At 71.3% G+C, this 19,691-nt stretch carries 16 protein-coding genes; 9 read left to right on the top strand and 7 right to left on the bottom strand.

Going from position 1 to position 19,691, the window contains the following annotated elements; translation table 11 throughout:
• Positions 1-48 precede the first annotated feature (48 nt).
• Both LH62_RS14345 and LH62_RS14350 read left to right on the top strand, forming a co-directional pair.
• On the top strand, positions 49-1,344 hold the full coding sequence (locus tag LH62_RS14345; protein WP_236552552.1) for an LLM class flavin-dependent oxidoreductase: 1,296 nt from the start codon (positions 49-51) through the stop codon (positions 1,342-1,344).
• Between the two features lie 40 nt (positions 1,345-1,384).
• On the top strand, positions 1,385-2,176 hold the full coding sequence (locus tag LH62_RS14350; protein ID WP_052214471.1) for a DUF3108 domain-containing protein: 792 nt from the start codon (positions 1,385-1,387) through the stop codon (positions 2,174-2,176).
• On the opposite strand, the gene gph is transcribed toward LH62_RS14350, so the two are convergent.
• Positions 2,144-2,800: a phosphoglycolate phosphatase gene (gene gph / locus LH62_RS14355; RefSeq protein ID WP_043362313.1), complete on the bottom strand. Its 657-nt coding sequence runs from the start codon at positions 2,798-2,800 to the stop codon at positions 2,144-2,146. The genes LH62_RS14350 and gph overlap by 33 nt on opposite strands.
• 92 nt (positions 2,801-2,892) lie before the next feature.
• On the opposite strand from gph, the gene glmU reads away from it, so the two are divergent.
• The gene (gene glmU / locus LH62_RS14360) at positions 2,893-4,197 is read left to right on the top strand and encodes a bifunctional UDP-N-acetylglucosamine diphosphorylase/glucosamine-1-phosphate N-acetyltransferase GlmU (RefSeq protein WP_052214473.1); all 1,305 of its coding nucleotides are present in this window, start codon (positions 2,893-2,895) and stop codon (positions 4,195-4,197) included.
• Between the two features lie 2 nt (positions 4,198-4,199).
• The gene (gene glmS, locus LH62_RS14365) at positions 4,200-6,023 is read left to right on the top strand and encodes a glutamine--fructose-6-phosphate transaminase (isomerizing) (protein WP_043362318.1); all 1,824 of its coding nucleotides are present in this window, start codon (positions 4,200-4,202) and stop codon (positions 6,021-6,023) included.
• Here the strand turns inward: glmS and LH62_RS14370 are convergent, their stop codons facing one another.
• Complete coding sequence (locus LH62_RS14370) at positions 6,024-8,588, bottom strand: HWE histidine kinase domain-containing protein (protein WP_043362319.1); 2,565 nt, start codon at positions 8,586-8,588, stop codon at positions 6,024-6,026.
• A 351-nt stretch (positions 8,589-8,939) separates the two neighbouring features.
• On the opposite strand from LH62_RS14370, the gene gabD reads away from it, so the two are divergent.
• Positions 8,940-10,418: an NADP-dependent succinate-semialdehyde dehydrogenase gene (gene gabD / locus LH62_RS14375; protein ID WP_043362321.1), complete on the top strand. Its 1,479-nt coding sequence runs from the start codon at positions 8,940-8,942 to the stop codon at positions 10,416-10,418.
• 34 nt (positions 10,419-10,452) lie between these two features.
• Here gabD and LH62_RS14380 read toward each other — a convergent pair whose 3' ends face one another.
• Positions 10,453-11,193 carry a tetratricopeptide repeat protein gene (locus LH62_RS14380; protein ID WP_043362324.1) on the bottom strand — a complete coding sequence of 247 codons (741 nt, stop codon included), beginning with the start codon at positions 11,191-11,193 and terminating at the stop codon, positions 10,453-10,455.
• Between the two features lie 128 nt (positions 11,194-11,321).
• Here LH62_RS14380 and gorA point away from each other — a divergent pair, with 128 nt between their 5' ends.
• The 3 genes from gorA (at position 11,322) to LH62_RS14395 (ending at position 15,388) form a co-directional block, all read left to right on the top strand.
• Positions 11,322-12,701, top strand: coding sequence for a glutathione-disulfide reductase (gene gorA, locus LH62_RS14385; protein WP_043362326.1), 1,380 nt, complete (start codon positions 11,322-11,324; stop codon positions 12,699-12,701).
• A 138-nt stretch (positions 12,702-12,839) separates the two neighbouring features.
• A complete protein-coding gene (locus tag LH62_RS14390; RefSeq protein ID WP_043362328.1) occupies positions 12,840-14,213 on the top strand; it encodes a class II 3-deoxy-7-phosphoheptulonate synthase in 1,374 nt (457 codons plus the stop codon).
• A gap of 2 nt (positions 14,214-14,215) precedes the next feature.
• Positions 14,216-15,388: a nicotinate phosphoribosyltransferase gene (locus tag LH62_RS14395; RefSeq protein ID WP_043362330.1), complete on the top strand. Its 1,173-nt coding sequence runs from the start codon at positions 14,216-14,218 to the stop codon at positions 15,386-15,388.
• Between the two features lie 116 nt (positions 15,389-15,504).
• Here the strand turns inward: LH62_RS14395 and LH62_RS28435 are convergent, their stop codons facing one another.
• Both LH62_RS28435 and LH62_RS14405 read right to left on the bottom strand, forming a co-directional pair.
• Positions 15,505-15,828 (bottom strand): hypothetical protein, encoded by a 324-nt coding sequence (locus LH62_RS28435; protein WP_052214477.1) that lies wholly within the window; start codon positions 15,826-15,828, stop codon positions 15,505-15,507.
• Between the two features lie 55 nt (positions 15,829-15,883).
• The gene (locus LH62_RS14405) at positions 15,884-16,804 is read right to left on the bottom strand and encodes a retroviral-like aspartic protease family protein (RefSeq protein WP_043362333.1); all 921 of its coding nucleotides are present in this window, start codon (positions 16,802-16,804) and stop codon (positions 15,884-15,886) included.
• Positions 16,805-16,913: 109 nt separating this feature from the next.
• Here LH62_RS14405 and mmsB point away from each other — a divergent pair, with 109 nt between their 5' ends.
• Positions 16,914-17,801 (top strand): 3-hydroxyisobutyrate dehydrogenase, encoded by an 888-nt coding sequence (gene mmsB / locus LH62_RS14410; protein ID WP_043362335.1) that lies wholly within the window; start codon positions 16,914-16,916, stop codon positions 17,799-17,801.
• Between the two features lie 142 nt (positions 17,802-17,943).
• Here mmsB and LH62_RS14415 read toward each other — a convergent pair whose 3' ends face one another.
• Both LH62_RS14415 and fdh3B read right to left on the bottom strand, forming a co-directional pair.
• Positions 17,944-19,098, bottom strand: a complete 1,155-nt coding sequence (locus LH62_RS14415) for a formate dehydrogenase subunit gamma (protein ID WP_052214479.1) — start codon at positions 19,096-19,098, stop codon at positions 17,944-17,946.
• A complete protein-coding gene (fdh3B, locus tag LH62_RS14420) occupies positions 19,095-19,691 on the bottom strand; it encodes a formate dehydrogenase FDH3 subunit beta (protein WP_043362336.1) in 597 nt (198 codons plus the stop codon). Before fdh3B ends, LH62_RS14415 begins: the two co-directional genes overlap by 4 nt.

The following is a 19,691-nucleotide window of genomic DNA, read 5'->3' on the forward strand; positions in this document are numbered from 1 at the left end:
CGAAGGGCTTCCGCGATGAGCCAGCGGCAATTGAAGCTAGGCGCCTTCATGCGCCCGGTCAGCATCCATACCGGCGCCTGGCGCTATCCCGGCGCCTTCCCCGACGCCAACTTCAACTTCGGGCACTACAAGCGCTTCATCCAGACGCTGGAGCGCGGCCGGTTCGACGCCTTCTTCATGGCGGACCACCTGGCGCTGCTCAACATGCCGGTCGAGGCGCTGAAGCGCAGCCATACCGTCAGCAGCTTCGACCCGCTGACCCTGCTGCCGGCGCTGGCCGCGGTGACGGAGCATATCGGCCTCATCGCCACCGCCTCGACGACCTATAACGAGCCCTACCACATCGCCCGCAAATTCGCCTCGCTCGACCACATCAGCGGCGGCAGGGCAGGGTGGAACCTCGTCACCACCTCCAACCCCGACGCGGCGCTCAACTTCGGCCAGGACGAGCACATGGCCCATGGCGAGCGCTACCAACGGGCGCGCGAGTTCTTCGACGTCGTCACCGGCCTCTGGGACGGCTGGGCCGACGACGCGTTGATCCGCGACGTGGACAGCGGCATCTTCTTCGACCCCGACCGGGTGAAGCCGCTCAACCATGTGGGCCCCGAGTTCAAGGTCCGCGGCCCGCTGAACGTCGCACGCCCCGTCCAGGGCTGGCCGGTGATCGTCCAGGCCGGCGCCTCCGAGGCCGGCAAGCAGGTCGCCGCCGAGACCGCCGAGGCCGTCTTCGCGGGCGTCGCCACCCTCGCCGACGGTCAGCGCCTCTATGCCGACATCAAGGGTCGGATGCCCGCCCTCGGCCGCGACCCAGAGCACCTGAAGCTCCTCCCCGGCTGCTTCGTTGTGGTCGGCGACACGGTGGAGGAGGCGCGGGCGAAGCGCGCCCATCTCGACAGCCTGGTGCATTACGACAGCGCCATCGCCTCCCTCTCCATCGCCCTCGGCACCGATGCGTCCCAATTCAATCCAGACGCCCCGCTGCCCCCCATCCCCGACACCAATGCCAGCAAGAGCGGCCGCGAGCGCACCATCGCCCTCGCCGAGCGCGAGGGCCTCACCGTCCGCCAGCTCGCCCAGCGCCTCGGCGGCTATGCCGGCCTCGCCATGGTTGGCACGCCGCGGACCATCGCCGACGAGATGGAGGCCTGGCTGGAGGGCCGCGGCGCCGACGGCTTCAACATCATGTTCCCCTGGCTGCCGGGCGGGCTCGACGACTTCGTCGACCGCGTGGTGCCGGAGCTGCAGCGCCGCGGCCTCTTCCGCCGCGAATACGAGGGCCGGACGCTGCGCGAGAATCTCGGCCTGCCCCGCCCGCCGAACCGCCTCTTTCCGGAGGGTTGAGCTGCACGGGCGCCGGCCCATATCCTCCGGCATGGGACGCATGCTGCCCCTCGCCCTCGGCCTTGCCCTGCTCCCCGCCGCCGCGCGGGCCGAACCGCTCGTCGCCCGCTACGATGTCCATGCCGCCGGCCTCACCGTGATGAAGCTCGAGGCCCTGCTCGACATCGACGGCCCGAACTACCTGGTCCGCACCCGCACCCAGATGAACGGCATGGTCGGCTTCTTCGCTCGCGGCGACCAGGTGACCTCCGCCGAGGGCGCCTGGCGCGGCACGGAGCCGGTGCCCGTCCGCTACCGCGTCAACGGCACATGGCGCGGCGACCCACGCGTGGTGGCGATGGACTACACGCCTGCCGGCATGCCCGTCCTCCGGGCCATCGAGCCGCCGAACACCGAGCGCGAGCCCGTCCCCGCCGCCCTCCAGGCCGGCACCGTCGATGCGCTCTCAGCCCTCGCCAAGCTCACCCGCGTGGTGGCGCGCACCGGCCGGTGCGACACCGGCGCCCGGGTCTTCGACGGCCGCCGCCGCGCCGACTACGCGGTGCAGACCGCCGGCCAGGGCGTGTTGCCGGCAGAGGGCGGCTTCGGCGGCCCCGCCCTCAAATGCGTCTTCGAGGGCCGGCTGATCGCCGGCCGCCTCGACGACCAGGACCCGGAGGAGGCCCGCCGCCCGCAGACCGCCGATATCTGGTTCGGCCAGCCCCTTCCGGGCCGCGGCCCGCTGCCCGTCCGCATCGAGCTGCCGACCCGCTGGTTCGGCACCGTCCGCGCCGTGCTGGTGAGCGTGGAACCGGCTGGCTCAGCCCAGACGATGGTCCAGCAGCGCCGGTAGCAGCGCCTCGGGCCGGCCGATCACCGCTGCCGCCCCCTCCGCCATTTCCGGCGTTCCATAGCCCCATCCGGCGAAGAGGCACGGCACCCCCGCCCTCCTGGCCGCAAGCACGTCGTTCCGGTGGTCGCCGACCATCACCGCGTGCGACACCTCACCCCCCGCCGCCTCCAGCGTCGCCAGCAGGTGCCCCGGCTCCGGCTTCCGCACCGGGAAGCTGTCGCCGCCCCCGACTGCTGCGAAGCGTCCGCCGATCCCAAGCGCCCCGAGCAGCGCCGCCGTCGCCCTGGCCGGCTTGTTAGTGCAGATCGCCATCCGCCACCCCGCCGCCTCCAGCCCCGCCAGGACCTCGGCGATTCCTGGGAAGAGCGCCGTTTCTTCCGCCGCCCGCGCCGTGTAGTCGGCGCTGAACCCCTCCAGCGCCGCCTGGTCGAAGGCGAGGCCCCGCGCCGCCAGCGCCCGCTCCACCAGCACCCGCACCCCGTCGCCGATCATCTCCGTCACCTCGGCCCGTGCGAAGGCCGGGCGGCCGAGCCGGACCATCAGCCGGTCGAGCGCGGCATGGATGTCGGGCACGCTGTCCACGAGCGTGCCATCGAGGTCGAACAGGACGACGGGAGGGGTCATGCCCCACCCTTACCCGCCCGGTCACATCCGGCAATCCAGTTTGACGCGCATGAGGCTTGCCCCGGCCACCCTCCGCGACTAACCCCCATGCCATGCCCGCTGCCATCATCCTCGCCGCCGGTCTCGGCACCCGCATGCGGAGCGCGCTGCCCAAGGCGCTGCACCCGGTCGCCGGCCGGCCGATGCTCAACCACCTCATCGCCGCCTGCGAACCGGTCTTCGACCGCATCGTGGTGGTGGTCGGGCCGGACATGCCAGCCCTCGAAGCCGCCGTCCGCCCCCATGCGACGGTCGTCCAGGCCGAGCGCCTCGGCACCGGCCACGCCGCCGCCCAGGCCGCCCCCATGCTGCGCGACTATCCCGGCGACGTCGCCGTCCTCTACGCCGACAACCCCCTGATCCCGACCGAAACCCTCCGCCGCCTCCTTGCCTGCCGCGCCGAGGCCGGCCTCGCCCTCCTTGCCATGCGCCCGGCCGACCCCGCCCGCTACGGCCGCGTCGTCACCGACGATGCCGGCGCCGTCCTCCGCGTCGTCGAATGGGCCGATGCGGATGAGGCGGAGCGTGCCATCCCCCTCTGCAATGCCGGCGTCGTCTGCGCCCCCGCCGCCGACCTTTTCCGCTGGCTCGCCGCCATCCGCGCCGAGAACGCCAAGGGCGAATACTACCTCCCCGATGTCGTGGCCCTCGCCGTCGCCGAAGGCCACCGCGTCCTCGCCGAGGAAGCCGCCGAAGCCGACCTCGCCGGCGCCAACAGCCGCGCCGAGCTCGCCCTGCTGGAAGCCGGGATGCAGTCCCGCCTCCGCGCCGCCGCCATGGCCGGCGGCGCGACCCTCACCGCCCCCGAGACCGTCTTCCTCGCCTGGGACACCCGCCTCGGCCAGGACGTCACCATCGGCCCGCATGTCGTCTTCGGCCCCGGCGTCACGGTGGAGGATGAGGCCGAGATCCGCCCCTTCAGCCACCTCGAATCCTGCACCGTGCGGCGCGGCGCCATCATCGGCCCCTATGCCCGCCTGCGCCCCGGGACCGAGGTGGGGGAGGGCGCCCATGTCGGCAATTTTGTCGAGCTGAAGGCGGCGCTCCTCGGCCCCGGCGCCAAGGCCAACCACCTCTCCTATCTCGGCGATGCGACGGTGGGCGCGGGCAGCAACATCGGCGCGGGCACCATCACCTGCAACTATGACGGTGTGAACAAGCACCGTACTGAGATCGGCGCCGGCGCCTTCATCGGCAGCGATACCGCACTCGTCGCCCCCGTCCGCATCGGCGACCGCGCACTGGTCGCCGCCGGCAGCGTCATCACCGAGGACGTGCCGGACGACGCCATGGGCATCGCCCGCGGCCGCCAGGCGGTGAAGCCAGGACGCGGATTCAAGGGAAAGAAGGGGCGCTAGCCATGTGCGGAATCGTCGGCGTCATCGGCAATGCCCCTGCGGCACCGCTTCTCCTCGAAGCCCTCCGCCGCCTCGAATACCGCGGCTATGACAGCGCGGGGATCGCCACGCTCGTCAACGGCCATATCGAGCGCCGCCGCGCCGAAGGGAAGCTCGGCAACCTCGCAGGCGCCCTCGACCGCGACCCGCTCCCCGGCACCACCGGCATCGGCCATACCCGCTGGGCCACCCATGGCGCGCCGACCGAGCGCAATGCCCACCCCCACAGCACCGCCCGCGTCTCCGTCGTGCATAACGGCATCATCGAGAACCATGCCGAGCTGCGCGCCGAGCTGGAAGCGAAGGGCGCCGTCTTCGAGACCGAGACCGACACCGAGACCTTCGTCCGCCTGGTCGACGACTTCCTGCGCCAAGGCCACGAACCCCAGGCCGCCTTCGCCGCCGCGCTGCGTCGCGTCCACGGCGCCTTCGCCCTCGCCGCCATCTTCTCGGGCCACCCGCGCCTGCTGCTCGCCGCGCGCCAGGGCGCGCCGCTCGCCGTCGGCTTCGGCGAGGGCGAGATGTTCGTCGGCTCCGACGCGCTGGCCCTCGCCCCGCTGACCCGCCGCATCGCCTATCTCGAGGAAGGCGACTGGGTTGCCGTCGATGGCGAGGGCGCACGCTTCTTCGACGCCGCGCACAACCCGGTGGAGCGGCGCGTCACCGTCACCGCCGTCTCCGGCGCCGCCGTCGGCCGCGGCAACTACCGCCACTTCATGGAGAAGGAGCTGCACGAGCACCCCGCCGTGCTCGGCGATACGCTCCGCCAGTACCTCGACCCGAAGACGCTGGAAGTCCGCCTGCCGCGCCTGCCCTTCGATCCCGCGAAGATCACCCGCCTGACGATCAGCGCCTGCGGCAGCGCCTTCCTCGCCGGCATGGTCGGCCGCTACTGGATCGAGCAGCTTGCGCGCCTCCCCGTCGATGCCGATGTCGCCAGCGAGCTCCGCTACCGCAACCCGCCGCTGGCCGAGGCGGGGGCCGCCATCCTCGTCAGCCAGTCCGGCGAGACGGCCGACAACATGGCCGCCCTGCGCCTGCTGAAGGAGGGTGGCCAGCGCGTCCTCTCGGTGGTGAACGTCCCCGAATCCTCCATGGCCCGCGAGAGCGACGGCGCCCTGCTGACCGTCGCCGGGCCGGAGATCGGCGTCGCCTCCACCAAGGCCTTCACCGCCCAGCTCGCCGTGCTCGCCTGCCTCGCCATCGGCTTCGGCCGCGCCCGCCGCGAGCTTTCGACACTGGACGAAGGCCGCCTCGCCCAGACGCTGCTGGAGGTGCCGAGCCACGCCGCCGCCATCCTCGAGCAGGACGCCCAGATCCGCGAATTGGCGGTGGAGGTGGCGAAGGCCCGCGACGTGCTCTTCCTCGGCCGCGGCGCGATGTACCCCATCGCCCTCGAAGGCGCGCTGAAGCTGAAGGAGATCAGCTACATCCATGCCGAGGGCTATGCCGCCGGCGAGATGAAGCACGGCCCGATCGCGCTCATCGACAGCGAGGTGCCGGTCATCGCCCTCTGCCCGAGCGGACCCCTGTTCGAGAAGACGGCGAGCAACCTGCAGGAGGCCGCGGCCCGCGGCGGCCGCGTCATGGCCTTCACCGATGCGGAGGGGGAGGCGGCCCTCCGCCGCTTCGCCGAGCGGGTGATCGTCCTGCCGAGGATCGGCGAATTCGCGACCCCGATCCTCTACGCCATCCCCGTCCAGCTCCTCGCCTACCACGTCGCCGTGCTGAAGGGCACCGATGTGGACCAGCCCCGCAACTTGGCAAAGAGCGTGACCGTCGAGTAGCTACTCGCGGCCCAGCGTCCGCCCCACCAGCTCGGCGATGTCCTGCCGCTGGTAGGGCTTCGGCACCACCGAGGCCGCCTCGGCCAGCTCGGCCGGCAGGTCGAGCCCCATGCCGTAGCCGGTGGCGAAGGCGAAGGGGATGCCCGCCTTGTGCAGCGCCAGCGCCACCGGCATGCTGGTCTGGTCGCCGAGATTGACATCGAGCAGCGCGAAGGCGAGCTGCCGGCCGAGCCGCTTCATCACCCCGAGGGCAGCGGGCACCGTCCCTACCACCTCGACCTTGTCGAAGCCGAGATCGAGCAGGATCTCCTCGGCATCCATGGCGAGCAGCGTGCTGTCCTCCAGCACCATGGCGATGCCGCAGACGCGCAGCGGTTGTGTCCGTCGCGGCAGCACCGGCGCCGTCTGCTGGCTTTCGACGCCGATCTGGACGAAGCGCGCGGGGATGGTGAAATCCGCCTCCAGCCCGTCCCGCAGGTAGCGCACCTCGGCCTGGCCCTGCAGCTCGAAGGGGATGGAGCGCTCGATCACCGTGGTGCCGAAGCCGCGGCGGTTGGGCGGGTTGACGGGCGGCCCGCCGCGCTCCCGCCACTGCAGCAGCAGCGTGTTGTCTGCCTGCAGCACCCAGCGCACATCGACGGCGCCGTGCCGGTCCGACAGCGCGCCGTATTTCGCCGCGTTGGTCGCCAGCTCATGGATGACGAGGGCGAGCACGGTCAGCGCCTGCGGCTCCACCAGCACCGGCGGTCCGTTGAGCTTCGTCCGCTCCGGCTGGCGGTCGCCGAGATAGGCGTGGAACTCGCTCTCGATCATCCCGCGCAGCGCCACCGGCCCCCAGCGGTCGTCGGTCAGCTGGTCATGCGCCCGGGCGAGGGACTGGATGCGCCCGTTCAGCACGGTGACGAAGCTTTCCAGCGTCTCCGCCGATTCCCGGCTGCGCTGCACCAGCGCGCGGATCAGCGCGAGGATGTTGCGCACGCGGTGGTTCAGCTCGGCGATCAGCAGCTCCTGCCGGTCGCTGGTGCTGCGCCGCTGGTCGTTGGCATCGGCCGAGAGCCGCACCACGACTTCGAGCAGCGTGACGCGCAGCGCCTCCGCCACCCGCCGCTCGGACTCGAGCCAGGGCCCGGAGCGGCCCCGGACCTCCTGCTGCCAGGTCTCGAAGCTGCGGCGCGGATGCAGCCGGTCGGTGCCCCGCTCCGCCACCTTTGCCGGGTTGCCGGCCCAGGCGATGCTGTGGATCATCTCGCGGCGGAACAGGATGAGGTAGTCCCGCGAGGCCCGCGAGATGGGGATGGCGAGCATCCCAGCCGCCGCCTCCGCCTGCGCCGCCGCCGGCGGGTAATGCACGGCGATCTCCCGCGTGGCGAAGATCCCCGAGGTGTCGGTCCGGTTCAGCATGGCGACGATGCCGGCGAGCACGTCCTCGTCCGGCGTCACGCCGATCGTCTCGGTATGCGTCCCGGTATGGATGGCGGCGCCGTCGCAGGGGATCAGCAGCCGGATCTCCTCGGCGACGCGCTGGAGCGTGTTGCCGATCTTCTCGTCGGCGGAGACGGCGGAGAGCACCCGCTCCTGCGCCGCCCGCGCCTCGGCGTCGTGCTGCGCCGCCTGCATCCGCTCGAAGCTCTCGATCTGCAGCGAGTAGAGCTGGCCGAACAGCTCCGCAGCGCTGCGCCGCTGGAAGCTCGGCAGCAGCGGCTCCGCATGGTGGCAGGCGATCAGCCCCCAGAGCTCGTCCCCCCGCATGATGGAAATGGAGAGCGAGGCGGTGACGCCCATGTTCCGCAGATACTCGATATGCACTTGCGAGACGCTGCGCAGCGCCGAGGAGGAAAGGTCGAGCACCCTCTCGCCCGGCGTCGGCGCGGGCAGCACCGGCACCGGCACGGCCGCCACATCGGCGATCAGCCGCAGCCAGTTGCGGCAGTAGAGGGCGCGCGCCTGCTTCGGGATGTCGGAAGCGGGGAAGCGCAGGCTGCGAAAGGAGTCCAGCCGCTCCGCCGTCGACTCGCCGACAACCTCGCCGGTGCCGTCCGCATCGAAGCGGTAGACCATCACCCGGTCGAAGCCGAGCACCGCCCGCACCTGCCGCGCCGCGCGGTCATGCATGCCGGCGAGGTCGCGGGCGCGCAGCAGGCGCGACATCATGCCCTTCACCGTGCCCACCGCGTCGAAGCGCGGCTCGGCGGCCGAGGGCTCCGCCTCGATCACCATGATCGGCGCGTCGCCCGGTGCGAAATGCACGGCGACGTCATAGGGCGGCCTGCCCGCGATCAGCGGCAGGGAGAACAGCCGGTCGGTCTGGTGCTGCCCCTGCAGCCCCTGGAGCCGTGCGCGGATATCGTGCAGCGAGCTGCGGTCGAGCAGTTGGTCCAGCCGCCGCCCGACCACCGCTTCCGGCGAAAGGTTCAGGTGCTCCGCCACATTGGCCGAGGCGTGCCGCACCGTGCCGTCGGTTGTCGCCGAGAGCAGGAAGCCCCAGGGCTGCACCTGGCCGAGCTGGTGGATCGGCTCGCGGTCGCAGCTGGTCAGGTCGAGGGGGGCATCGCCGGCCTGGCTCATGGACGAGGCTCTCGGCCGGGGAAAGGGTGATGCAATCGGCCGAACGGGGTCAGCGGCATGATGGGTGATGTGCTCGACACTGTCCGGTGGGCATCCCTTGGCGACGACGCCGCGCCGGTTTCGCGGGCATCCTCCGTCCGTCACACATGCTGCCCGTCGCTGCGCTGTCGACGGGGCATGCCGTCATTTTGGCGTGTATGCGATCTATTGTCACCCAACGGTTGGGGTCACGCATCCGTCATGTGCCAGCGATGCGCGGCCTCCCGCCCATGCCGGCCGATGCGGTGCCAGGGGATGCGGTGACATGGGCGGGGAGGGTGCCTATCTTCGCCCCACAGGAGGAAACCCGCCATGCTCGACACCCTCGCCAAGCTGCCGCTGAAGGACCCGGAACTGTTCCGTCAGGCGAATTGCATCGACGGCCAGTGGGTGCAGGCCGATAGCGGCAAGACCATCGCCGTCCGCAACCCCTCGACCGGCGAGGTGGTCGGCCATGTCCCCGCCCTGGGGGCGGCCGAGACCCGCCGCGCCATCGAGGCCGCGCACCGCGCCCAGCCTGCCTGGCGCGCCATGCTGGCGAAGGACCGGGCGGCCATCCTCCGCCGCCTCTTCGACCTGATGCTCGAGAACACCGACGACCTCGCCGCCATCATGACGGCCGAGCAGGGCAAGCCGCTCAGCGAGAGCAAGGGCGAGATCGCCTATGCCGCGAGCTTCCTCGAGTGGTTCGCCGAGGAGGCGAAGCGCGTCTATGGCGAAACCATCCCGCAGAACGCCAAGGGACGGCGGATCATCGTCACCAAGGAGCCGATCGGCGTCTTCGCCGCCATCACGCCCTGGAACTTCCCGGCGGCGATGATCACCCGCAAGACCGGCCCTGGCTGGGCCGCCGGCTGCACCGGCGTCATCCGCCCCGCCTCGCAGACGCCCTTCTCGGCCCTGGCGCTGGCCGTGCTGGCCGAGCGCGCCGGCATGCCGCCCGGCGTCTGCAACGTCATCACCGGCCCTTCCGGCGAGACCGGCAAGGAGCTGACCTCCAACCCGCTGGTCCGCAAGCTGACCTTCACCGGCTCCACCGATGTCGGCCGCATCCTGCTCCAGCAATGCGCGCCGACCATCAAGAAGACCTCGATGGAGCTCGGCGGCAACGCGCCCTTCATCGTCTTCGACGACGCCGACCTCGACGCCGCCGTCCAGGGCGCCATGGCCAGCAAGTACCGCAATACCGGCCAGACCTGCGTCTGCGCCAACCGCATCCTCGTCCAGGACGGCGTCTACGACGCCTTCGCCGAGAAGCTGAAATCCGCCGTCGAGGCGCTGAAGGTCGGCGACGGGATGGAGCCGGGCGTGACGCAAGGCCCGCTCATCAACGAGGACGCGGTGAAGAAGGTCGAGGAGCATATCGGCGACGCCTTGCAGAAGGGCGCCAGGGTGGTGACGGGCGGCAAGCGCCACGCCCGTGGCGGCAATTTCTTCGAGCCGACGATCCTCGCCAACGTCCCGCACGAGGCGATGATCTTCACCGAGGAGACCTTCGGCCCCGTCGCACCGCTCTTCCGCTTCAAGACCGAGGAAGAGGCCGTGGCGCTCGCCAACGACACGCCCTTCGGCCTCGCCGCCTATTTCTACGCCCGCGACGTCGGCCGCATCTTCCGCGTGGCCGAGGCGCTGGAGGCCGGCATGGTCGGCATCAACGAGGGGCTGATCAGCACCGAGGTCGCGCCCTTCGGCGGCGTGAAGCAGAGCGGCCTCGGCCGTGAGGGCAGCAATCTTGGCATCGAGGAATACCTTGAGGTGAAGTACCTCGCCCTCGGCGGCATCGGGACCTGACCTCATGCCCGGGCTCCGGCCCGGGCGCCCCCTCTCACCGGCCCCTGGCGATCTCCTTCGCCAGCGCCCGGAACTCCGGCTCCGGCCGCCCCGCCAGCCGCTCCGCCATGCCGTTGCGGAAGCGCGCCGGGCTGCCCTGCGCCGCGCGGCGGAACCACTCCAGCGCCGCCTCCGTCTCGCCCGCCGCGGCCAGCAGCGTCGCCAGGTTGAACTGGCCGCGGAAATCCCCGCCTTCCGCCGCCCGGCGGTAGAGCGCCGCCGCCGCGACCGGATCTGGCGGCGCCTCCCAGCCCTCCTCCAGGAAGCGGCCGAGGATGTTCAGCGACTTGGCATGGCCCTGCTCGGCTGCCCGCCGGTACCACCCGAGCGCCGCCCGCCGGTCCGGCGCCGTCCCCGCCCCCCGCCAGAGCATCCCTGCCAGGTTGTACTGCCCCCAGTCATGCCCGGCCTCCGCCGCCGCCCGGTAGCAGGCCAGCGCCAGCGCTTCGTCCGCCGCACCGCCCCAGCCCATCTCGTGGCAGCGGCCGAGCATGTTGCGCGCCGCGGCATTCCCTGCCTCCGCCGCGGCGCGGAACCAGCCCCGCGCCGCCGCATGGTCCTGCGGCACGCCCCGCCCATCCAGCAGGATCTGCCCATAGAGCAGCTGCGCCTCGACGATCCCATAGCGGGCCGCGGCATCGATCCAGCGGGCCGCCTCCCCGGGCGGGCCGGCAAAGGCGGCGGCGAGATCCTCGGCGCTGGCCTGGCGCAGGGCATCGAGCGGGAGCGGCGTCATGTCCCCGCATAGCGCGGTTGCAAGTCACTCGCAACACGCTCCGCCGCTTGCCGCAACGGCCCTGGCGTCGCAGGCTGGACGCGCCGGCCCCGGCCACCCAGATACGCAGCCGGCACGGGAAGGCGCGCATGAGCACTTACGACTTCGACCTCTTCGTCATCGGCGGCGGCTCGGCCGGCGTCCGCTGCGCCCGCATCGCGGCCGCGCATGGCGCCCGCGTCGCCGTGGCGGAGGAGCGCTTCTGGGGCGGCACCTGCGTCAATGTCGGCTGCGTGCCGAAGAAGATCATGGTCAATGCCGCCGAGTACAGTGGATGGGCGGATGACGCTCCCGCCTTCGGCTGGCAGATCGAGAAGGGCGCCTTCGACCTCGCCGCCCTGAAGGCCCGGCGCGACGCCGAGGTCGCCCGCCTCAACGGCATCTACGGCAAGCTGCTCGCCAATGTCGGCGCCACCAGCTTCGACGCCCGCGCGAGTTTCATCGACGCCCATACCCTCGATGTCGGCGGCAAGCGCGTCACGGCGGAACGGATCGTCGTCGCCGTCGGCGGCCATGCGGTGCGCCCCGACATCCCCGGCGCCGAGCTCGGCATGCTCTCCGACGACGTCTTCGACCTGAAGGAGGTGCCGAAGCGCCTCATCGTCGTCGGCGCCGGTTACATCGCGCTCGAATTCGCCTGCGCCTTCGCCGCCTTCGGCGCCAAGGTCGATGTCGTCTACCGCGACATCCTGCCCCTGCGTGGTTTCGACCAGGATATCCGCGAGGCCCTGCCCGAGGCGCTGGAGGCCCAGGGCATCCGCCTCCACCCCAACAGCCGCCTCGCCCGGCTCGACCATCAAGGCGGCCATCTGCGCCTCAGCCTGATGGGCGGGGAGGGCCTGGAGGGCGATGCCGTGCTCTTCGCCACCGGCCGCGTCCCCAACACGCGCGGCCTGAACATCGCCGCCGCCGGCATCGACTGCACTGCCCGCGGCGCCATCGAGGTGGATGCCGAGCACCGTACCACCGCGCCCAACATCTACGCCATCGGCGACGTCACCGACCGCCTCAACCTCACGCCGATGGCCACCGCCGTCGGCCATGCCCTGGCCGACACCCTGTTCGGCAACAACCCGCGCCATGCCAGCTACGACAACGTGCCCACGGCGGTCTTCACCTCGCCCCCGATCGGCACCGTCGGCATGACGGAGGCGGATGCGGCGGTGCAGGGCCCGGTCGACATCTACCTCGCCCGCTTCACCCCGATGCGCCACACGATCAGCGGCCGCCCCGGCCGCAAGGCCTTGATGAAGCTGGTCGTCTGCCAGCGGACGCGGAAGGTGCTCGGCGCCCATATGCTCGGCGAGGATGCGCCGGAGATCATGCAGGGCATCGGCATCGCCGTCTCGATGGGCGCGACGAAGGAGGATTTCGACCGCACCATCGGCATCCACCCGACAGCGGCCGAGGAATTCGTCACCCTCCGCACCCGTACGCGGGAAGCAGGCCTCCGTGCGGCAGCGGAATAGACATGTCCGGGACGACCCAGTTGCCCGTCGAGGCCGGTGGCGGGAGCGGCTTTCGCGTGCAAAGGCCGCTCCAGCTCCCGGGTTCACCTGCCTACGCGATTCGGTTAGGGTCGCCCTCTTCTAGGGAGAACGCATAGTATGGTGGCGCGCGGCTGGCATCCCGGCAGTTGGCGGGACATGCCGATCCGGCAGGTGCCGGACTACCCCGATCAGGCGAAACTGGCCGAGGTCGAGGCGCGGCTCGCCCGCTTCCCCCCGCTCGTCTTCGCCGGTGAGGCTCGGCGCCTCCAGACCGCGCTGGCCCAGGCGGGCGACGGCCAGGGCTTCGTCCTCCAGGGCGGCGACTGCGCCGAGAGCTTCTCGGAATTCACCGCCAACATCATCCGCGACACCTTCCGCGTGCTGCTGCAGATGGCGGTGGTGCTGACCTTCGGCGGCGGCACGCCCGTGGTGAAGCTCGGCCGCATGGCCGGCCAGTTCGCCAAGCCCCGCTCCTCTGACACGGAGAGCAAGGACGGCGTCACGCTTCCCTCCTATCGCGGCGACATCATCAACGCGCCGGACTTCACGCCGGAGGCCCGCATCCCCGACCCGTCGCGGATGGAATTCGCCTACATGCAGTCGGCCGGCACGCTGAACCTGCTGCGCGCCTTCGCCACCGGCGGCTATGCGGACCTCCACCAGGTGCATCGCTGGAACCTCGGCTTCGTCGCCCGCAGCCCGCTCGCCGAGCGCTACCAGGACCTCGCTTCGCGCATCGACGAGACGCTCTCCTTCATGCAGGCCTGCGGCATGGACGGCCTGCCCCAGGTCCGCGAAACCGATTTCTACACCTCGCACGAAAGCCTGCTGCTGCCCTATGAGGAGGCGCTGACCCGCGTCGATTCCACCACCGGCGACAGCTATGCCTGCTCGGCGCATTTCCTCTGGATCGGCGACCGCACCCGCCAGCCGGACGGCGCGCATGTCGAGTTCCTGCGCGGCGTGAAGAACCCGATCGGCATGAAGGTCGGCCCCAGCATGGACCCGGACGAGCTGGTCCGCCTCACCGAGATCTTGAACCCGGCGAACGAGAAGGGCCGCCTGACCCTCATCTCCCGCATGGGCGCCGACAAGGTGGAGTCGAAGCTCCCGCCCTTGCTGCGCGCGGTGAAGCGCGCCGGCCGCAACGTCGTCTGGCTGAGCGACCCGATGCACGGCAACACCACGAGCGTCGGTGCCTACAAGACCCGGCCCTTCGATGCGATCCTGACGGAGGTCCGCCGCTTCTTCGACGCCCATGCCGCCGAGGGCACCCAACCGGGCGGCGTCCATGTCGAGATGACGGGCCAGGAGGTGACGGAATGCCTCGGCGGCGCCCACCGCCTGTCCGAGGCCGACCTCGCGCTGCGCTACCAGACCTTCTGCGATCCGCGGCTGAATGCGGAGCAGTCGCTCGAACTCGCCTTCCTCATCGCCGCCGAGCTGAAGGCCCGCCGCGCCCCTTCGATGCCGGCCCAGGCGGCGCAATAGCGATGGACCAAACCCCGCCCCGCTCTGCCTCGGATGCGGCCATCGCCGGCCGCACCGATGTCTATTTCAACCGCACCCGGGCCATCGTGCAGCGCTTCGGCGAATGCCAGGTGACCTATGCGGTCTTCCTCCGCCGCCCCGTCGTCAGCGCCCCGCGCCTGATGCTGGATTGGCTGGAGGGCGTCGCCCGCGACCGCGGCACGCAGTTCGGCATCGAGGTGATGCACCCCGAGGGCACCTGGGTCGGCGCCGGCGACCCCATCCTCTACCTGACGGGCCCCTTCACCCAGCTCGCCGACCTCGAGACGCTCTACCTCCAGAAACTCGGCCCGCCCTGCGTCGCCGCGCACAACGCCTACCAGATGTGCCTGGAGCTGCCGCAGGTCACCTTCCTGGCGATGGACGCCCGCCACTGCGCCGGCGCCGAGATGCAGGACATGATGGCCTATGCCGCGAGCGTCGGCAGCGCCGCGGCAAAGAAGGAAGGCGCAAGCGGCTTCGCCGGCAACGCGACGGACAGCACCGCCCACTGGTTCGGCGCCTCGCGCGGCTCCGGCACCATGCCCCATGCGCTGATCGGCTATGCCGGCAGCACCCTCCGCGCCGCCGAGATGTTCCACGAGACCTACCCGGAGGAGAACCTCACCGTCCTCGTCGATTATTTCGGCCGCGAGGTGACGGACGGGCTGGCCGTCTGCCGCCGCTTCCCCGAGCTTGCCGCCGAGGGCCGCATGGCCGTCCGCCTCGACACCCATGGCGGCCGCTTCCTCGAAGGCCTCGACCCGGCCGAGAGCTACGCCGTGCTGGAGCGCCACGCCCCCGGCGCCATCCGCCGCTACCGCTCGGAGACGGAGCTGCGCCACCTGGTCGGCACCGGCGTCTCGGCGGCCGCCATCTGGCGTATGCGGGACGCATTGGACGAGGCCGGCTTCCCCAAGGTCCGCATCGTCGCCTCCTCCGGCTTCGGCGTCGGCAAGTGCCGCGTCATGGCGGAGGCGAAGGCGCCAATCGATGTCGTCGGCACCGGCAGCTTCATCCCCAACAGCTGGTCCGAAACCTACGCCACGGCCGACATCGTCGCCTATGACGGCGTCCCGCGCGTCAAGATCGGCCGCGAATTCCTCCTCCGCCGCAACGGTGAGCGCAAGCGCAACGGCCACAAGCCCGCCGTCTGACAGTTGGCGGCGGCTGCATCGCCTTCACCCGCACCATGCAGAGGTGAAGGCGATGCAGCTGTTGCTTGGCCGCATTTCCTGAGCCGTCAGGCGTCAACGCCTGGCTTGAAGCTGCTTTACCGCGTCAGCCGCCGCCGCTCCGCCTCGATCTGCCGGCGTTCCTGGTCGATCTGCCGCTGCTGCGCATCCAGCCGCCGGTCTGCCTCATCGAGTTGCCGCATCCGGTCGTTCTCGCTGTAGCGCCGGTCATCGCCGCCATAGCCCGGTCCACCCGGCTGCCGGTCCAGCCGCGGGTCGTAGCGCGGATCGGTCTGCGCCGGCCCCTGCTGCCCTCCCTGGAATTCCTGCCAGGCCCGCCCCAGCCGCTCGCCGATATCCTGCGCCTGCGCCACCCCCACCATCGCCACGACGCCGAGCGTCGCCAGAACCATCCTGCGCATCCGGCTTCCTCCTTCTGCCTGTCTTCCGGCAGAAGCGCCTCGCGCCCGTCCCGGTTCAGCCAGGCGGCTCCGCCACCCAGACGCGCCCGGACGAGTAGGAGAGGAAGAGCCGCCGCGTCCGGATATAGTCGAGCCCCAGCAGCATCTCGGTCCCCGGCTGCAGGCTCATCGGCGAAACCCGCACCGCCGCCATGGCGAGGCGCTGCGGCCCCACCTCCACCCGCTCGAAGCGCAGCCGCCGGATCACCCGCGCATTGCCATCCGCCCCGCGCGCCTCGCCCTGCGGCGCCGCCTCCATCATCGCGGTGGTAACGCCGATCCGCCGCGCCGCCGCCTCGGTCATCACCGTGCCATCCGCCCCGCTGTCGAGCAGCGCCCGCACCGGCTGCCCATTGAGCCGCACCTCCAGCAGGAACATCCGACCTCGACGCTCGATGGGGAGGGGCAGGGGCGTCCGGTCCGCCCAGGCCGGCTCCGCCCCCGGACAGCCCGCCACCACCTGGTGCAGCAGCATCCGCCGCGCCGCGAGGTCGAGCTCAACGTCGTAAGGCATCAGCAGATCGGCCCCCAGCAGCCCGTCGATGGGCGGCTCCGCCCGCTCCATCCCCGGCAGCCCATGCACCGCGAGCTGCGGCCGACCCAGCCGCCTGCCGCCGAATTCCAGCGCCTCGACGATCACGCCGTCATTGACGACGAGCCCGCCCGTCCCGCTCACCATGCTCCGCCGGTTGCGGTCCCGCCGCAGGCCGAGCCGGCCGATCGCCTCCGGCGTCAGGCTGCTGCGGTTGGCTCCGGTATCGATGGCGAGCCGCGCCGTCTGCCCATCGACCATTACCTGCACGATCGGCCGCCCGCGATACTCGCCGAGCGGCACCACGACCGGCGCTGCCGCCTCGCAGCGTGCGGCGGAGGAGGGGCTTTCCGCCCCGGCACAGCCGGCCAGGAGCAACAAGCCTGCCAGAACCCAGCGCGCCATCGGATCCCTCATACGGTACGATATCGCAACACTACGCCGCCCACGGCTGGAAGCCCAGGCCCCGCCACGGCACACTGCCGCCGAATCACATCGAGGGAGGGCCAAAGGAATGGCACGCATCGGCTTCGTCGGTCTCGGCAATATGGGCGGCCCCATGGCCCGCAACCTGCTGAAGGCCGGCCACGCGGTCACCGGCTTCGACCTATCCTCGGAGGCTCTGGCCGCCCACGCCGCTGCCGGCGGCGCCCGCGCCGGCAGCGCCGCCGAAGCCGCCACCGGCGCCGATTTCGTCGTCACCATGCTCCCCGCCGGCCGCCATGTCCGCGACGCCTGGCTCGGGGCAGGCGCCATGGCCGCCGCCACCGCCCCCAGCGCCATCCTGATCGACTGCTCGACCATCGACGTCGCCACGGCCCGCGAGGTCGCCGGCGCCGCCGGCCGGCCGATGCTCGACGCCCCCGTCTCCGGCGGCACCATGGGCGCCGAGGGCGCAACCCTGACCTTCATGGTCGGGGGCCCCGACGATGCCTATGCCGCCGCCACGTCCATCCTTTCCGCCATGGGCCGCAGCATCGTCCATTGCGGCGGGGCCGGTGCCGGCCAGGCAGCCAAGGCCTGCAACAACATGATGCTCGCCGCCAACATGATCATCACGGCGGAGGCCTTCGTCCTAGCCGAGAAGCTCGGCCTCACCCACCAGGCGCTGTTCGACGTCGCCAGCAAGTCCTCCGGCCAGTCCTGGGCGTTGACCTCCTACTGCCCCGTCCCCGGCCCGGTTCCGGCCAGCCCGGCCAACCGCGACTACAAGCCGGGCTTCGCCACCGCGCTGATGGCGAAGGATCTCGGCCTCGCCCAGGATGCGGCGACAACGGCCGGTGCCGTGACCCCGCTCGGCGCCGAGGCCCTGGCGCTCTACCGCCGCTTCCTCGAAGCCGGCAACGGCGATGTCGATTTCTCCGGCATCATCGGAATGCTCCGCGGCTTGGCGGGGAGGTGAAGGCCAGGCCGGAGCAGCCACGGTGACGGCCGGTAAGGCCACTCAGCCGCTCCGGACCGTGGCGCCTGCCGCAGGCCGAAGCCGCATGACCGCGCTCCACGTCGCGCCGGGGGCGACGGCCTCGGCCCCACCGGCTGGCGGCCTAGTCCGCCCCCGTAGCGAGCCGCCGCGCCTCCGCCACGCGCTCCTCGACCCAGAGGCTGTGGTGCTCGCGCGCGTAATTGTAGTCGACGCGCCCCGTCGCCATCGCCTCGAAGGCGCCCTCGGTGCCGATGGTGCCGATGTAGATGTGGCCGAGGATGGCCGCCATCATCACCATCGCCATCCCGCCATGCAGCACATGCGCCCATTGCTGGTCGGTGACGTTGTCGAGCAGCCCCGGCGCCATCAGCAGGTAGCCCGAGACCGCCGCCAAGACGCCGCCGCCGATCGTGAACCAGTAGAGCGCCTTCTGCGCCGCGTTGAACCGCCCCGCCGGCGGATGCCCCTTCGCCGCCGGCCCGCCCGCCTTGATCCAGGCGATGTCGACCCGGCTCGGCAGGTTGTCCCGCGCCCAGACCAGCACCATCGCCATCAGCCCGATGACGAAGGGGAAGGACAGGAACTGGTGCACCGCCTGCCCGGTCCAGGTCAGGGTGGTGAAGGCCTCCGCCCCAATCACCGGCCGCAGCAGCGTCCGCCCGAAGGTGATGTTGATCCCCGTCAGCCCGAGCAGCACGAAGCTGACGGCGACCATCCAATGGTTCATTCGCTCGAACAGCCCGTAGCGGTGCAGCGTCCGCCCCGACCGCCCCGCATCGATCCGCTGCGGCCCGCGCAGGAAGTAGAGCCCGGCCAGGATGAAGACGGTGCCGAGCAGGATCACCGCCCCGGCAATGGATAGGATGCGCGTGCGGAAGCCGCGCCAGTCCCGCCCCGCCGGCTGGATGAGGATGCCCGCAGCCTGGTTCGGGATGCTGACCGCGCCGTTGATGACGCCGCCATTCTCGGCATGCTGCGCCTCGAGCGCCGATGCGTCGGTGTCGCTGCGCGCGGTGAAGGGCGGCGGCGCCACGATCGGCTCCACCGCCACGCGCGGCCGCGGCGCGATCGGCGCCGGCCGCGGCCCGCCGGTCTGCGTCTCCGGCGCGGTGCTCGAAGGTTGCTGGGCATTGTTCGCCCCGCCCCGTCCCGAGCCCACCTCGGGCGCCACCGACTGCACCGAGGGCGCGCCGCCCGCCGTCGCCCCGGAGTCCTGCTGCGCCATCGCCCCGCCGAGCGGCAGCAGCAGCGCCAGCGCCATGACGAGCCGCATCATGCCGGCAACTCCTCGCGGTAGGCCGTCCGCCAGCCCCAGGCGCCGGAGCCGTAGCCGCGCTGCTGCACCCGCTCCTTGTAGATGCTGGCGATGATCTCGCCGTCGCCTGCCAGCAGCGCCTTGGTGGAGCACATCTCGGCGCAGAGCGGCAGCTTGCCCTCGGCGATGCGGTTGCTGCCGTACTGCATGTACTCGACGGCCGAGTTGTCCTGCTGCGGCCCGCCGGCGCAGTAGGTGCACTTGTCCATCTTGCCGCGTCCGCCGAAATTGCCGACGCGCGGGTATTGCGGCGCGCCGAAGGGGCAGGCGTAGAAGCAGTAGCCGCAGCCGATGCAGAGGTCCTTGTCGTGCAGCACCAGCCCGTCCTCCGTGCTGTAGAAGCAGGCGACGGGGCAGACCGCGGCACAGGGCGCGTCGGTGCAGTGCATGCAGGCCATGGAGATGGAGCGCTCGCCCGGCTTGCCGTCGCCGATGGTGACGACGCGCCGACGGTTGATGCCCCAGGGCACCTCGTTCTCGTTCTTGCAGGCGGTGACGCAGGCGTTGCACTCGATGCAACGGTCGCTGTCGCAGAGGAACTTCATCCGCGCCAT

The organism is Belnapia sp. F-4-1, from assembly GCF_000802185.1.
Classification (GTDB): domain Bacteria; phylum Pseudomonadota; class Alphaproteobacteria; order Acetobacterales; family Acetobacteraceae; genus Belnapia.